The sequence below is a fragment of the Gardnerella sp. C0684A1 genome (genome assembly GCF_055326835.1).
Window position 1 is genome coordinate 150,897 of record NZ_JBLTSX010000002.1, and the last position, 16,249, is coordinate 167,145.

General features: G+C 41.4%; 12 protein-coding genes. 2 read left to right on the forward strand and 10 right to left on the reverse strand.

Annotated features, from left to right (window positions below):
* Positions 1–13 precede the first annotated feature (13 nt).
* From ACNEUN_RS02385 to ACNEUN_RS02430, 10 genes are all read right to left on the reverse strand, one after another.
* Positions 14–2,500, reverse strand: coding sequence for an LPXTG cell wall anchor domain-containing protein (locus ACNEUN_RS02385; RefSeq protein WP_463630571.1), 2,487 nt, complete (start codon positions 2,498–2,500; stop codon positions 14–16).
* Between the two features lie 394 nt (positions 2,501–2,894).
* Positions 2,895–4,295, reverse strand: a complete 1,401-nt coding sequence (locus ACNEUN_RS02390) for a class I SAM-dependent RNA methyltransferase (RefSeq protein WP_463630573.1) — start codon at positions 4,293–4,295, stop codon at positions 2,895–2,897.
* Between the two features lie 10 nt (positions 4,296–4,305).
* Entirely contained in the window at positions 4,306–5,118 is an 813-nt protein-coding gene (locus ACNEUN_RS02395) for a DUF3159 domain-containing protein (RefSeq protein ID WP_463630575.1), read from the reverse strand.
* Between the two features lie 127 nt (positions 5,119–5,245).
* Positions 5,246–6,124 carry a DUF3710 domain-containing protein gene (locus ACNEUN_RS02400; RefSeq protein ID WP_463630577.1) on the reverse strand — a complete coding sequence of 293 codons (879 nt, stop codon included), beginning with the start codon at positions 6,122–6,124 and terminating at the stop codon, positions 5,246–5,248.
* A 283-nt stretch (positions 6,125–6,407) separates the two neighbouring features.
* A complete protein-coding gene (locus tag ACNEUN_RS02405; protein ID WP_463630578.1) occupies positions 6,408–7,274 on the reverse strand; it encodes an exodeoxyribonuclease III in 867 nt (288 codons plus the stop codon).
* Between the two features lie 158 nt (positions 7,275–7,432).
* Positions 7,433–8,059, reverse strand: coding sequence for a 30S ribosomal protein S4 (gene rpsD, locus ACNEUN_RS02410; RefSeq protein WP_004113375.1), 627 nt, complete (start codon positions 8,057–8,059; stop codon positions 7,433–7,435).
* Positions 8,060–8,366: 307 nt separating this feature from the next.
* Complete coding sequence (locus ACNEUN_RS02415; RefSeq protein ID WP_463630581.1) at positions 8,367–9,056, reverse strand: ABC transporter ATP-binding protein; 690 nt, start codon at positions 9,054–9,056, stop codon at positions 8,367–8,369.
* A gap of 3 nt (positions 9,057–9,059) precedes the next feature.
* The gene (locus tag ACNEUN_RS02420) at positions 9,060–10,271 is read right to left on the reverse strand and encodes an ABC transporter permease (RefSeq protein WP_427876484.1); all 1,212 of its coding nucleotides are present in this window, start codon (positions 10,269–10,271) and stop codon (positions 9,060–9,062) included.
* An 80-nt stretch (positions 10,272–10,351) separates the two neighbouring features.
* Positions 10,352–10,771, reverse strand: coding sequence for a DUF4418 family protein (locus ACNEUN_RS02425; protein WP_427876482.1), 420 nt, complete (start codon positions 10,769–10,771; stop codon positions 10,352–10,354).
* 356 nt (positions 10,772–11,127) lie between these two features.
* A complete protein-coding gene (locus tag ACNEUN_RS02430; RefSeq protein WP_463630584.1) occupies positions 11,128–13,956 on the reverse strand; it encodes an ATP-dependent helicase in 2,829 nt (942 codons plus the stop codon).
* Between the two features lie 200 nt (positions 13,957–14,156).
* Between ACNEUN_RS02430 and ACNEUN_RS02435 the strand changes: the two genes are divergently transcribed.
* Complete coding sequence (locus tag ACNEUN_RS02435) at positions 14,157–14,741, forward strand: xanthine phosphoribosyltransferase (RefSeq protein ID WP_463630586.1); 585 nt, start codon at positions 14,157–14,159, stop codon at positions 14,739–14,741.
* 283 nt (positions 14,742–15,024) lie between these two features.
* Entirely contained in the window at positions 15,025–16,239 is a 1,215-nt protein-coding gene (locus ACNEUN_RS02440; RefSeq protein ID WP_463630588.1) for an acetyl-CoA C-acyltransferase, read from the forward strand.
* Positions 16,240–16,249 lie beyond the last annotated feature (10 nt).

The window sequence follows — 16,249 nt, forward strand, 5'->3', positions numbered from 1 at the left end:
GCGTGTTTACGGGTTAATGCTTACGAGCATTTTCCTTGTTACGCTTAGTGATCATGATGCTTGCTCCTGCGCCCAGGGCTGCAAGAGCAGCGATAGCGATAGACACGACCGCGCTACCAGTCTGAGCCAATGGTGCAGCAGTAACACCGTTCCAATCATCAGAATCTTCGACTGGAGTGTCATAGCACACACCCGTATTACCACCATTACCATTATCTCCACCGTTTGGGTCGAATGGGTGATCGTTATGGGATGCGCATGGCACGATAGGTGTACCAGTCGTGTGACCACGGTCGGTATGATTCATCGTGTTCATACCAGTCAACGTGCCCTTGACTTCTACGTATTCACCAGGCTTTAATACCAGGTTAGACCAGTTTGCTGGATACTCCAGATTAGTTACCGTACCGGAGCCTGCGATAGTCTTATCATCTAACGTGATCTTGGTCAGGTTGACTTTACCGGTGTTGATGATACGGAACACAATCTTGGTGCCGTTCTTGGTAGACTTCAAGGCTTCGCTTGGTGTGTTACGGTCTCCCGCTTCAAGACCAGATGCTGCGTCGTACTTGATGAGTTTAATAGCAGGGGTCTGGTCTGGGGTCTTGGTCCACACCATATTGGATTCGCGTTCAACATCATTCATGGTTTCCACGAACGTGTTTTCTACGCGATCGCTTACGCCCAAACGGGTCATTTGCACGTACGCTGTCCAGGACAAGTCACTATCCATAGCAGATGCAATATCAAGGAACTGTTGTGTTGCCTCTACAGTAAACGCACCATTAGCCTCGGTGAAAGTGAAATATCCGGCATCAACACCGCTACCGTCGATACGGCTACCCTTGGAGATCACAGTGCCGTCAGCGAGCTTAATGTCGTTGTTGACATAGACTGCCCACTGGCCGGTTAGCTTGTCAAACTTTTCATCATAATCATCCACGATGCGCCAATTCTTGATCTGCTTGTAGGCACGGTTACCAGCGATCTTGGAGCTATCGAGACGATACAAGAACTGATGATCCTTATAAATACTCTTACCATTCGCACTTTCGCCATTAACCTTAACAGTCACATCCTTCTTCGGGTTAATAACCTTTAACGGGTTAGTTACCGTGTTCGTTACATCCTTGCGATCGTTTGTAATCTGGGTGGCAGTGTTCTTCACTACATACCCGTCCTTGACCTGCTTGACTGTCATAGGAAGCACGATGGTGTAATCCTGACCAAGGAGAGACTGGTCGATTGCAGGATCCTTTGTCACATCCAATACCTTGCCAGCGTAGGCCTTTAAATCTGTTGGTTGTGGATCCCCTGGAAGAATATCTCCGAGATACTCCGTGTCTACGGTCTTAGCGAACACGTAGACGACACCATCCTTAACCTGGATATTGAACTTGTTGGTGACGTCCTTACCGGCTGCGTCTAGGATTTCGATATTCTTGTCATTGAGCTGCAAGTACTCATCATCATAGTCATCGATCATGCCGAGACGGTGAACCTTATACGCAGTGTCCTTCAACGTGGCTGCGCTTAAAGTGAGACGGTAGTAAATATCGTCTCCTACGTATGCGGTCTTGCCATCAATATTGATACCAGTCTTGGTTTCATCCTTCTTTTCAGGCTTTGGCTCTACCGGCTTATTCGATACCACGTTAGACGAGGTCAAACTATTGTTGAGTTTCAAACCCCACTGATTATCCACGCTATGGTCTGTTGGAGCGTTCTTGGATACCGTGCCTTCGAAACGAACCTGGAAACGATGCTTAGATCCCGCGGTCATATTCGCTGTCACGTAATCCTTGTTGAGTTCGATAGTAAACTCATGCTTACCAGTGAAAACAACATGCCGATTATAGAAAAACCCATCTTTATCAACAACCACTTCATCAGGCTTAATTGCTTTGATATCTATCCCTTTACCACTGTGACTTCCACTGGCAGGCCATAAGTCTTCAATGACTAGATTCTTCTCAGCCATACTTGCTTTTACTGCATCATATAATTCTTTCGTTGATGTGCAGTCTGATAAAGCACGGTGTTCATTATTGTGTAAGCCTAAGTAGTCAGTTAAATCGGAGAGTCTGTGATGTTGCAGCTCAGGATACAGTTTACGAGCAAATTGCATCGTATCCATATACCGGTTAGTCAGTTGTTCCTTAAAGCCTTCATTCAAAAAGCGCATATCAAAAGAAGTATTATGCCCAAGAATAATATCCTCACCAATAAATGAAAGCACAGACGTTTTCACATCAGCAATAGATGGCATGCCTTTCAGCATTTCATTAGTTATTCCTGTTAATGATGTAATAAAATCGTCTACTTCTATACTCGGTTTAATCAGCTGATCATAACGGTCTACTATCTCATTATTTCTAACTTTTAAGATACCAATCTCAATAATCTCATCATAATAAGCAGATAAGCCTGTCGTCTCAGTATCTAACACGCAATAATCATCAATAATCTGCCTAGTATAGTTAGTATTCACGCTATACATAAAACACCCCCAACCCCCAAAAACGATTATTATAATCTAATTATAAAGAAGAACTTTACGCTAGCAACTCATATAACAATTTTTCTTAAAACAATATTATCGATATTCCCAAATCACTTAAAACTACAATTTTTCAAAAAATATTCAAACAACCATATACCAATAAATCGCTAACACACTACAAGCAAACACGACACAAACATCTGGGTGCAAAGTGGGTGCACTTTTTAACGTTAACATCCTGTGCACTCAACCCTAGAGCGTAGACATCTTCCCCCATACAGAAAAATCACACTCAAAAATCACGAGAACACAGCTTAAAGCCGCTTCGCATTAAACCTTTTAACGATAACTCTCGCAAACCCCTGCTACACAAGGGCAAACTTGCACCCACCTAATCAGCCTTTGACATCAATACAACACTCTCGACGTGATGAGTGTTGGGATATATGTCGAATGCGCGCAAAGACTGAACGCTGTAGCCAAGTTCTTTAAACGTGCCGACATCGCGAGCGAGACTGGTTGGATCGCAAGCAACATACACAACGCTTCTTGCTCCAGACTTCGCAATCTGCTTACAAACTTGAGCTTTAGCACCAGCGCGCGGAGGATCTAACACAACAACATCTGGATGCGCAAATCGGCGCACAATTTTAGACGACTTACTCGCCTTAAATATCTGCGATTCAAGCGTTTGCGCAACATCACCTTCAAGCGCTTCAACAACATCCCTGTTAAGACCTGCGCGCCCAATGTTTCGCCTTGCATTCTTTACAGCAATCGGCGCACCCTCAATGCTAAGAACTCGAGCTGGCTCTGCAGAACCAAAAGCGCCAGAAGAATCTCCGCCAACATTAGCCAAAGTCGCAAGCGGAATAGTAAACAAACCCGAACCCGAATACAAATCCCACAAAACAGTATTCTTAGTGCGACCACCAAGCGCAGAACGAACTAATCCCAAAACATAGTTCACTAAATGCTCTGGAGCTGCACGATGAATCTGCCAAAAACCGCGCGCATCAACATCGTAGTCAAAAGTACGCATACGCGATGAATCACCATCAACCGCAACGCGCACGCGCTCACGCAACAAAGCCGAGCCTGCAATCAGCTCATCATTTACTATAAGCGCATAATTTTCGCCAATCGCACTAAGAAGCGCAGACTTATCATTAAAATCCAAACCCTCAACTCGAGGCTCTGGAACAGCAAGGCGAATTTGCGCATTTGGCGAGAAAGAACGATTCCACAAATCCAAAGAATCCGCAACTGCTAAAACAGAGCGCGATGCAAGTGGCATAGTATCAATCGCAATGCGATCATGCGACTCGCGCTTACGCATAGACAATCGCCCTTCATCATCCGCAACCAACTCCATGCGCGTACGCCAATTAAATCCGTTAAGCTCCTCATCCCCCGGAATGCGCTCAACGCTAACATCGCTATCCACAAGATCCATATGCGCTAAACGCTGGAATTGATTGGCAATCACGGAAGCCTTCCAACGAATCTGCCCAGGCAAAGAAACGTGAATTAAATCTGCGCCACCAACTCCGCCGCCCTGAGCCAAAGGGCCAGCAAGCTTCCATTGCGGCTCCACACGATCCGCGCTAGGCTCCAAAACTTCCACAACTTCGCCAGTGAAAAAGTGCGCTTTTGCACGCATCGGCTCATCCATGCGCACAACAACCAGCTCACCAGGTAACGCAAATCGCACGAATACAACACGTCCGTCAAGATGACCTACGCATCTACCTTGATCCGCATATCTCTCGATTCGCATCGTCACTTGCATAAACTACCCCTTAATTTTGCGTTTTGTTAAGCTGCTCTACTTCACGATTTTTATGATGAAGTCGCATAAACGGCGTTGCAATAATCAAGTAAGAAACCCAGATCGCGAGCGCCCAGAACGGCAATCCCATAATCAAACGTACAGTACCAAGCCACACAACGTGATTCGTTAAGTATAATGGCACTTGCAAAACTAGTCTCAGCGCAAAAACACCAATCCACAATGCTGTAACATACATGTACGCTCGTTTAAGCGGCTTATAATCAAGCCATTCGTGAAGCCACTTGCCAAAATTTTCCGTAGGAATTTTACGAATCGATTCGATTACAAGACCCAACGCCGGCACGCGCACAATCAGCGAAATCGCAAGAAGTACACCATAAACAGCGTTTGTAATAAAGCCCATCATGTAGTAGTCGCGTGCTTGATGACTAGTCCAAGCCCAAATAAGACAAATACCAACTGAAACAAGTCCGCTTAACGCACCCATAATCGACTGACGTTGAATCATACGTGCTACAACTTGTAGAACAGCAAGAGTAGCCGATGCAATAACTGTTGTTTGCACATTGTGCGTTACAACAAAGCAGACAACAAACAGCAAACCTGGCAGCATTGATTCGATTACACCTCGAACACCGCCCATGGATTCGATTACAGAAAACTCATTACCTTTTGATCCGATAGAAGCTAGAGAAGCCAATCCTGAGCGTTTTTTGGTTTGCTCAGAATTTGTATTTTGAGACTCTTGCAACTCTCGCGATTCCTGCGACTCTTGCGAAGATTCTTCTTGAGATTTCTGTAAAGACTCTGATGAATCCATGCACTTAACTTTCTACTATTTCTACTGCTACTTGTTAGAAATTTACTAGCTCTTTACTGATGCACTACCAGCATTGACGACTTCACAAATATGTTAAATTTACTGCCATATACTGCTAAATCTACTGCTATCGCACTTCAGAGAACATTGGGCCACGACTCAAAGTAGTTTTTACATCCACTTGTTGGTCATATCCCAAAGGTCTATCATCTTTCTTTAACGCATCGGAAGTGTTTACTTCAGCATCATTATCTCCTGCATCTTCTGATTTTTGAGCTTCTTCTGCGTTCTGCTGCGCAACTTTTTCTTCTTTAGTAACAGGATCATGCATAGGTATTAAATCGCGTGGAGCCAATGGCTCATCACCTCGACGCACAATAATGGAAGCAAACCAGGAATTAAGTTGAAGAACTTCCTTATTATCTTCCATTGATTCAGTTGCTGCAGGACCAGAGAAAACGCCACGAAGCATCCAACGAGGACCGTCTACACCTACTATACGAGTATTAACGATTTTATCCCCCACCTTAATAGGTAGAATCAGCTCAGTTCCAAAAACACCCTGCTTTTCTTTAGCTTGCTCATTTCCAGAAAGCAAATCCGCGCGTACATCATCCCAAATTCCAGAAGATTTTGGAGCAGCAAAAGCTTCAAATTCTACGCTTGAAGATCCATAAGTAACAGTAGCGCCTAAAACTTGGTTGTTTTCATTACTCTTTTTTATACGCAACTCAATGCCGTTGAAATACGGGATTTCAATTGAACCAAAATCAAGATAATCATCATCTTTTGGAGCGTTCTCATCTTCGCAATCCCATGGACCTATTTTAATATTCGCATTACTATTAGCTTTATTATTTTCTTCAGAAATCGCAAGAGTTGCGTCTTCGTCTACGCCTTTTCCATATTCAGTTTTTTCTACTGACTTGAGTTCATCTTTATTCTCATCTTTTGCTACTTTATCTGTAGCAGCATGCGAACCATGCTTTGCGCTGAACCATCCCATTGTTCCTCATTTCTTTTACACTATAAGCTCTTATCTTTTTATAATCTCGTTATAGATAAGAAACATTCGTTTTCTTATAGCTCATACTGTCACGATACTCAACGTTTCAAGACTACCACTCGTATCACACTATATGCGAATGTACGAGATGATTAATTACTGTTGATACTCGTATTAGCTTACGTAATTTCTATACTTAATATATACATTTACTTTGCGATACTAATAGTGAAATAATTTATATAAAACTGTATTTAATTTATTTTTTAGTATCTTCATTGTATTAGACAGAATATTTTATACTTAACGGAGCGTGATCAGACCATCGTGCATCGTAACTTTCAGCACGATCAATTACGAATCCGCACGCACTTTCCGCAATTTCAGGAGTTGCAAACTGGTAGTCTAATCTCCAGCCAACGTTATTATCGAAAGCCTTGCCGCGCTGACTCCACCAAGTGTACGGCCCTTGAATATCTCCTGCAAGCATGCGCATAACGTCAACAAACTCGTACTCGTTAATCCATTTGTCCATATACGCACGCTCTTCTGGCAAGAATCCTGCACTTTTTTCATTAGCCTTAGCGTTTTTAATATCTAACGGCGTGTGAGCAATATTAAAGTCGCCGCACAAAATCGCTTGATTTCCGCCACTTGCCGCAGAGTCTCGAAGCTCCCCCAAACGTATAAGCATTGTGTCTAAAAAGCGGAATTTTTGCTGCATTTTTTGCGGATCGTCTACATTTCCAGCATGAACATACACAGAGGCAATAGTAATTTCATACCCTTCAGGGGTACGCACGTCAGTTTCAACCCATCGCCCAGAATCAACATCCTCACTTAAGCCAGGCAAACCGTAGCGTTTTTCAACTACAGGAAGAGACGTAACTAGAGCTACTCCAGCTCGACCTTTCACACGGCAAACTTCATTTGTATAAGTAAAATTATCGCTTTCTGTAGGATTTTCTATATTTTCAGACGCGCGATATCCCATTTCTATTTTTGTCATAATTGGGTCGATTGCATCCTGCGGAGCGCGCACTTCTTGCATACACCAAACGTCTGGAGTATGCGCGTCAGACCAGTCAAGCATACCTTTGCGCTCAGCTGCACGAATACCGTTTAAATTCGAGGTCGTAATTGTAATCATGAACCCAACTCTAATATGCGCACAACACAAATATAAAAGAATACAATTTAGTAAATAAATCAACTGTTATATAAAACTCTTAGAACGCATTGACCCCCACTATGCAATGCACAGCAGGGGTCAAGCGGTATGTCCTTAAGAATGTTAAATCGACGAAATTAACGAGCGTAGTATTCGACGACGTACTGGATGTTGACTTCAACTGGAATCTGATCGACTTCCGGCTTACGAGTCAAGGTAGCCTTCAAGGAGGCAAGATTCACATCGAGATAACCAGGAACTGCTGGCAAAACGTCACGATGAACGCCTTCAGCAGCCATCTGGAATGGTACCATGGTCTGGCTCTTAGCACGAACCTGAATGGTCTGTCCTGGCTTTACGCGGTAAGATGGACGATCTACAAGATTGCCATCAACCAAAATGTGGCGATGTACAACAAACTGACGAGCCTGAGCGGTAGTGCGAGCAAATCCTGCACGCAAAACCAAAGCATCAAGACGAGTTTCCAAATCGGTGAGCATTGCATCACCGGTCTGACCTGCAGTGTGCGTACCCTTCTCATAAGCTGCACGAAGCTGCTTCTCAGAAAGGCCGTACTGTGCGCGCAGACGCTGCTTCTCACGAAGACGTACTGCATAATCGGACTCTGTGCGACGACGAGTACGTCCATGCTCACCTGGAGCATATGGGCGCTTCTCGAAAATGCGCTGAGCCTTTGGGGTCAGAGCGATGCCGAGGGCGCGAGAAAGACGCACCTGACGGCGAGAACGCTGAATATTAGTCATTGCTAATCCTTTATATTCTGTCGTTATCTGAACGGAACGCAAGCAAATGCAAAATCGTAATAGATTATAGATTCCTCACGCTGAGCCGGCCTCTCCAGTGCTTCCTCGTGTACCAACACACGAACGCGAAAAACTAAGTATTACAAAACACTTAATCTACGCGCCGGCCCACTGATGGGCTAAGGCTCCAGATGATGCATACGAAAGTAGGCATCGTTTCTGATTCTACACTTCGGCCAGAATAAAATAGATATTTATACTCTAACTATTTGATTTCGCAAATAAGCAAAATCAGAAAATAAGAAGACTATAAACTTAAACTTCCTTCTCGCATAGTGTATACACAGTCAGCACAATTCGCAGCATCAATATCATGCGTAACCATAAGCACAGCGGAACCTTTTAAAGCAGCTTCTTGAAGAATCTTGATAACAACTTTTGTATTATCACTATCTAAATCACCTGTAGGCTCATCTAATATGAGTAATTTTGGATTATTAATAATTGCGCGAGCAATCATAACTCGACGCATTTCTCCTCCGGAAAGCTCTTTAGGATAGCACCAAAGTAAGTCTGCTACATTAAGTCTTTTTAGTAGTGCACTTACTTTATCTATTATTTCTTCTTCAGATTTTACCGCGCTTTTAGCAATCTGTAACGAAAGTAGTATGTTATCGCAGACTGTAAGACTTGGAAGAAGCGTGGCACTTTGTGTTACAAAACCAATATTTTCAGCACGCAATTTAGAAACTTCATCATCTTTTAAATTAGGAGACGAAATTTCAAATCCGCAAACATTTATACTTCCTCTTGTAGGTTTTAATAAACCAGCAATAAGATTAAGCAGCGTAGATTTTCCATTACCAGATCTTCCAACAATAGCCGCAAAATCTCCTGATTTAAGTGAAAAAGTTACGTCATTTACTGCAGCAAATTTGCGTTTTCTGCGCATAAACTCTCTAGTAACATTCTTTACTTTCAAAACTTCTTCACACATAAATCACTCGCCTTCTCTAAGCGTAATATATGTTTCGTTCATAGCAATTCGCAATGTTGTGAACAAAGAAGCCGCAAAAACAGTTACGAGAGATAACGCAATACTTAAAATAAGCAAAGTGATAATAGGCAGTGCAGTTATTTCAAGGTATGGAAGCTGCAACTGTTGTGAAATCAAAGTACTATATGGGAAAAGTATTAAAGAAGCACAAGATACTCCTATAATTCCGCCTGCAAATCCTACTACTGTAGACTCTCTAATTACCATAGTTAGTAACATTCTACGAGTTAGTCCTAGTATGCGAAGAGAAGCAAACTCTTTTTTACGCTCGTTCACAGCGGAAGAAAATACTGCTATTAGCACTAATATTCCAACAACCCAAAATACGATAACTAAAATTGATACGGTTCGTATGAACACTCCAATATTTGCTTGAGTTGTTGCTGTTATGCCTCCAGGAAAAACTGTACCTATACTTGGCAATCCTGTTGCTTTTTTAATATTTTCTGCTACTTGCTTAGGAGTATAACCTTTTTTCACTTTGACTAATACTGCTGAAATAACTTTTCGCACGTATTGCTTTGGTATAGCAGTGTGACCAACTTTGGCTGAATACTCAACTACTTGCGGTATGCTCTGTCTACTTACAAACACTGAGTTATCTAAACTAGTTCCAGTTTTTGCAAGCTGAGCAGAAACAGGCCAACTATGCCCAAATAAGCGTATTTTGTGATCGTATGATACTACTACATTAGCTCCAGCAATCATCTCACCTTGCTGCAAAGTCTTTTTGTGTTGAGAGTAAATCCATGGGCCGATTACAAAATCAGAATTTGGATCAAATCCTATGATTTGCAACTTTTCTGCACAGCATCCTGCAGATAGTGAGGAAATATATGTTTGTCCGCTAGCTTTTTGTACACCTTCAGCTTTACGAACCATGTTTTCAATGTTGTTCGTAAAATAAAATGTGCTAGATCCGCCATTGGTTAGTAGCGCTTCTGCTTTCAGATTTGTCCCATGCGGAATTACCATAATATCCGCACCGAGACGTTCTTTCATGCTATTTAAACCTTGTGAAAGGTTCATAGAAAGTAATGAGCCGCCAAAAAATATTGCCGCAAGGCATGCTGTAACTATTATTAGAGCAGCAGTTTTAAGTGGCTTGCTTGCAAGATTTTTAAGCGGCAGTTTTCGTAATGTAACAGTTCGCATAATATTCGTTTATAGTTAGCGATATATGTTGCAATCGCTGTAATGGTTGTAATTATTACAACCATTACAGGATGAAATTTTTAGCGGTCAGTAGACTTCAAATCAAGGTATACTGCAACTGCTGCAAATACTGCAGCTAGAACTGCTAAGAGAATTAATGTTGGTCGGGTTACAGAATTGCAAGGCATCATTGGGTTTTTGCATACACCAATTAAGCATGTAGGAACTGCCATAACAAGTAATGCGTTAATTATAACGGCAATATTTAAGCCTATACGTACGCTTTCTTTTACCAATAGAGAAATCAATCCAAGAACTGCAATAACAATTCCAATACCTAGTGCTGCTCTTCCCGTGTAGTGGCATGCCATAGGTTGCATCATCATGGACATTTTGTGCATACCGCCAGATTGGCATGGTTTTGCGAATGTCAATGGCGATATAGCAATAAGAATTCCCAAAATAATCTCTGGAACTGATGCAAATAACTTGTTTTTCATAATAAATACCTCATTAAATGTATGTTATTAATTTTTGTGTCACATTTTCTTTAATGCCACACGTCTTACAGCACTCGTTTTGCAAGCGCCAAGTCTTCGTTAAATCTTTATTTTGCGCATACGAAAACCAATAATAATTCAGTACTCGTCATAGCTTCCCCCATAAAACTTTCTGAAGTTATGTTTTCGTTTACTTTTACATTTTTTCTTATAGTGCGATATAAAACAAGTCTTGAATATTTTGTTTTCGTGTATATAATTGCGGCGATAATTATAACAATATTACGAATAATAATTTATGCAATTTTTAATAATTGCAAATTATTTTATGTATAAGTAGCATAAAATGAAATATTTTACAATTTCTCTATAGGCGCAATACGAAGCATTAAGCGTTTCACGCCGTCGGAACCAAAATCAACAGTAATAATAGAGTTACGTCCTTTATCTTGAGTTGCAAGAACTGTTCCTAATCCGTAAGTATCATGTGTGATTTTGTCTCCAATTTGAAAATCTTGAATGTTGAGATTGTTGTCTTTATCCACGGAACCAGTACCTTTAGAAGAAGATAGAGAAGAAAATGCAGAACTTGACTTTTTGCCAGATTTTTCTGCAGACATTGCGGTAATTTTGCGCGTTTTTACTTCACTAGATTTAGACCACTTAGATTTAGAACCGTAAGAAGAACCATACGAAGAACCGTAGGAAGAGCCGTAAGAAGAACCGTAAGATTTATTGTAGTTATTAGACTTTCTGTAACCGTACGATTTACTAGAACCGTACGATTTACTAGAACTGTACGAACTTCCGCCGAAAGTTGTTTTTTTGCCAAAAGCATCACTAAAATCATCATCCCAGCTATCAAAATCACTATCAAAATCATCGCTGAAATCGTCATCAAAATCGCTATGTTTACGCAAACGACCACCTAGACGCTCAACATCCGATTCACGACGCTTCCAATCAATCAAATTATCTGGGATTTCATCCAAAAATTGGCTTGGCAACATATCTTGAGCTTGACCCCATTGAGATCTTACAGAAGCGCGAGTTACATATAATTTCTGCTTCGCGCGCGTAATACCAACGTACGCAAGCCTACGCTCTTCACAAAGCTCATCTTCGTCATCCAATGCACGAGAATGCGGAAAAGTACCCTGCTCCATTCCAGTTAAAAACACAACCGGATATTCCAAACCTTTAGCAGTATGCAAAGTCATCAAAGTAACTTTACCAGTATTCTCATTCTCACCAGGCAATTGATCAGAATCAGCTACGAGAGCAGTAGTTTCAAGGAATCCAGCAACATTAGCATCCGGAGTATTTTGTTCATATTCAGCAGCAACAGACTGCAACTGCGACAAATTATCAACTCTTGAAGCATCCTGAGGATCTTCAGAACGTTGCAAATCCGCTAATAAACCACTTTCTTGTAAAATACTTGCTATTACTTCAGAAGGCTTAGAATAATTGTCTTGCATACATAACATCAGATTATGCATTAACTCACGAAACTCTTTGAGTTTGCTTAGAGTTCTAGTTGATATCCCTTCAATTGATTCCAAATGTTCTAAAGCCTGCCAGAAGCTCACTTCATGACTTTGCGCATACATAGTAAGAAGAGATTCTGCGCGAGGACCAAGTCCGCGTTTTGGAACGTTCAAAATTCGGCGCATATTAACGTCATCATCCGGATTTGCCATAGACTGCAAGTATGCGAGCGCATCCTTTACTTCGCGACGTTCGTAAAACTTAGTTCCACCAACCAGCTGATACGGCAATCCTGCCTTAACAAGTGCGTCTTCTAACGAACGCGACTGCGCATTAGCACGATACATAATTGCCATATCAGAGTACGCAATGCCTTCCTCTCCTGCTAATCGCGCTATTTCCTTAGCAACCCAAGCTGCTTCTTGTTGAGCGTTGTCAGCTGCGTAACCAGTAATTGCAGACCCCTCGCCTAACGCTGTCCACAATTTTTTAGGCTTTCGAGACTTGTTGTGAGAAATAACAGCATTTGCAGCATCCAAAATTGTTTGAGTAGATCGATAATTTTGCTCAAGCATAATAGTTTTGGCGTTAGGAAAATCTTTCTCAAAATCTTGAATATTGCGGATATCTGCTCCACGAAAAGCGTAAATTGACTGGTCTGAGTCTCCTACGACTGTGATAGAAGCGGGTGCATCAATATTATCGTGCGACATCACTTGCTGTTTTACGTCAACTCCAGCAAGCTCTCGAATAAGCTCATATTGCGCATGATTAGTATCCTGATATTCGTCTACTAAAATATAGCGGAACTTATGACGATAATATTTAGCAGCTTCTGGCACTTCGCGCATGAGTTGCACAGTTCGCATAATTAAATCATCAAAATCAACAGCATTTGCTTGAGCTAAGCGATGCTGATACTCTGCGTAAATTGTGGCATAAACAGCATCAGAATTACCAGCGTGCGCAATTTGTTGACCTGCAACACCTGGCTTGTAATCGTTTGCATACATATCAAGCTGCTCGCGCCAACTAATTAAACTATTTTTGCAATCTGAAATTTTGCTTAAAATATTGCGAGGAGTAAAACGTTTAATATCAACGTTTAACTCTGTGGCAATAATTTTTACTAAACGCTCGCAATCTGCAGTATCGTAAATAGAAAAGCCTGGTTTTAAGCCAATATTTTCGCCTGATTTTCGTAATATTTTTACGCATGCAGAGTGAAATGTTGAAACCCACATTGTGTTAGCGCAGTTTCCGATAAGATTTGCTAATCGTTCACGCATTTCTAAAGCTGCTTTGTTTGTAAATGTAATTGCAAGAATTTGGCTTGGCCACACGCCTTCTTTGCTTAGAATCCAGGCGATTCTGCGCGTAAGAACTCGTGTTTTTCCACTTCCTGCACCTGCTCCGATTAGTAAAGCTGGACCATCGTACTTAACTGCCTGTAATTGTTGAGGGTTTAATCCATTAAGTAGAGTGCTTTCATCTGCAGTAATATTTGGAAGATCATAGTAATGCGAAGTTGTTTCTGTAGGAGCAGTAGACGCAGCCTGAGCAGGACTTTCCTCGTAAACTATGCTTTGATTATTTGCTAAGCTTTCCGCACTATTCTTAGCACTAGCAGAAATATTGGATTCATCATCTACAGGATTACCCAATAAATCACTAACATAGCCATAATTACTCATACTGCACTCTCCATTACCATTTAAAGCAAAACTCTCCCCCACATTCTGCTTTTACACGCATTTAATATGGTTTACCACATGGCTGAGTCGTTTCTATAAAATTGTGTCATAAGTCTGGGTAAGCTTAAGCATACTGCAAATTAAACATGTTACAGCAAAGTTTAAATAGCGAAACTGTATATGCTAAGAAAGGGCACATTGTGCAAGAACTAGAAGAACGCATTCGCAAAGACGGTATCGTAAAACCTGGCAATGTCTTAAAAGTGGACGCTTTTTTGAACCATCAATGCGACGTGACTTTGTTTGATCACATGGGTGCTTCCTGGGCTGAACATTTTAAAAATGCAAATATTACAAAAATTCTAACTATTGAAGCGTCTGGAATTGGTATTGCATGCGTAGTAGCAAGGCATTTTGGTAATGTTCCTGTAGTTTTTGCTAAAAAAGCTCAGTCTATAAATCTTGACGGCGACCAATATGTTTCTACTGTTTTCTCGTTCACAAAGCAGCGCGAGTTTCCTGTAATAGTGTCTCGCAAATATTTGAGTTCTGAAGATCGTGTACTAATTTTGGATGATTTTTTGGCTAACGGAAACGCTTTGCAAGGTTTAATAGATATTTGTAAACATGCTGGCGCTACTGTAGCAGGAATTGGAATCGCAATAGAAAAGGGCTTCCAGGGCGGCGGTGATGTTTTGCGCAAAGCTGGATATGATTTGGATTCTCTTGCTATTGTTGATTCAATGAACCCAGCAGACGGATCTATTTCCTTCCGTGAACAATGAAATCAGTACACACAAAAGCAATAAAAGCAGTAAAAACAGTAAAAGCTTGGAGCACAATTTTAAATACAGCGTGGGAAATTATGTTCGCAAGTGCACAAGCGCAAAATGAGAATTTATTATAAAAATTTAATATAAAAAACTTGTTATAAAAAATATTGAAAATGTGAAAAAAACGAGAAGAATTTTTGTAGATTCTCGTTTTTACTGAAGAATACGATAGAGTAGTTCGGTTGGCATACTGCAATACACATTGCAATAAACAATTGATTAGGTGGCTAAACATATGACTGAAGTGGTGATTGCGAGCGCTGCACGTACACCTATTGGTAAATTCGGCGGCAGCTTATCTTCGCTTTCCTCAGTTGATTTAGGAACTATCGCAGCTAAAGCTGCAATAGAACGCGCTGGACTAACTGGCAGCGACGTAGATCAAGCTATTTTTGGAAACGTATTGCAGGCTGGTAGTGGGCAAAATGTAGCTAGGCAAATCGCATTACGTGCAGGTTTAGACACTTCCAGCTGTGCTATGACAATTAACGAAGTATGTGGATCTGGATTAAAAGCAGTACGCTTAGCACAAGCTGCAATAGTAATGGGCGATGCGCAAGTAGTAGTAGCTGGCGGCACAGAAAGCATGAGCAACGTTCCATTTTACGCAAACAACGCGCGATTTAATGGACACAAATACGGAAATTTTGCGCTTATTGACGGCTTACAACGCGACGGCTTAAACGACGCTTTTACAGGTGACGCAATGGGAGTTACTGCAGAAAACGTTGCAGCAAAATTTGGTATTACTCGCAAAGCGCAAGATATTTTCGCACTAAAATCTCACCAAAAAGCTGTAGCAGCGTGGGAAAAAGGCGAATTTAATGCAGAAATCGTTCCAGTAAAATTGGATGACGGAACAATCGTATCTAAAGATGAACATCCAAGAGCTGACACGTCTTTAGAACGTTTAGCAAAACTTCGTACACTTTTTAAAACTTCAGACGAATCAGATAATTCTCACGTATCAACAGTAACAGCTGGAAACGCAAGCGGAATAAACGACGGTGCCGCAGCACTCGTGCTAATGAGCAAAGACTACGCTACTGAACACAAAATCGAGTATCTTGCAGAAATAGTGGGATTTGCAGAAGGCGGAATCGACCCAGATTTAATGGGTTATGCTCCGAAACACGTTATGGAACGAATGCTGAATTCTACTGAAAGTAACGTTAAAAACATTGATTTATTTGAGATCAATGAAGCATTCGCCGCACAAAGTATTGCAGTTTCTGAACAACTTCATATTGACGAATCAAAGCTAAACGTTAGAGGCGGCGCAATCGCACTAGGACATCCACTTGGAGCTAGCGGAGCAAGAATCTTAACTACGCTAATATATGCTTTACGCGATCGAAAACAGCAAAATGGCGTTGCTGCATTATGCGTAGGCGGCGGAATTGGAGTCGCAATGCAAATTAGGATGAACAACCTTCAGCAACATGCGTAGTCAACACAAA

Excerpts from the sequence above, each read along its gene's own strand:
- ACNEUN_RS02400 (WP_463630577.1), bottom strand. The coding sequence starts at position 6,124 with ATGGGATGGTTCAGCGCAAAGCATGGTTCGCATGCTGCTACAGATAAA.
- ACNEUN_RS02425 (WP_427876482.1), bottom strand. The coding sequence starts at position 10,771 with ATGAAAAACAAGTTATTTGCATCAGTTCCAGAGATTATTTTGGGAATT.
- ACNEUN_RS02415 (WP_463630581.1), bottom strand. The coding sequence starts at position 9,056 with ATGTGTGAAGAAGTTTTGAAAGTAAAGAATGTTACTAGAGAGTTTATG.
- ACNEUN_RS02385 (WP_463630571.1), bottom strand. The coding sequence starts at position 2,500 with ATGTATAGCGTGAATACTAACTATACTAGGCAGATTATTGATGATTAT.
- ACNEUN_RS02390 (WP_463630573.1), bottom strand. The coding sequence starts at position 4,295 with ATGCAAGTGACGATGCGAATCGAGAGATATGCGGATCAAGGTAGATGC.
- ACNEUN_RS02420 (WP_427876484.1), bottom strand. The coding sequence starts at position 10,271 with ATGCGAACTGTTACATTACGAAAACTGCCGCTTAAAAATCTTGCAAGC.
- ACNEUN_RS02440 (WP_463630588.1), top strand. The coding sequence starts at position 15,025 with ATGACTGAAGTGGTGATTGCGAGCGCTGCACGTACACCTATTGGTAAA.
- ACNEUN_RS02405 (WP_463630578.1), bottom strand. The coding sequence starts at position 7,274 with ATGATTACAATTACGACCTCGAATTTAAACGGTATTCGTGCAGCTGAG.
- ACNEUN_RS02430 (WP_463630584.1), bottom strand. The coding sequence starts at position 13,956 with ATGAGTAATTATGGCTATGTTAGTGATTTATTGGGTAATCCTGTAGAT.
- rpsD (WP_004113375.1), bottom strand. The coding sequence starts at position 8,059 with ATGACTAATATTCAGCGTTCTCGCCGTCAGGTGCGTCTTTCTCGCGCC.
- ACNEUN_RS02395 (WP_463630575.1), bottom strand. The coding sequence starts at position 5,118 with ATGGATTCATCAGAGTCTTTACAGAAATCTCAAGAAGAATCTTCGCAA.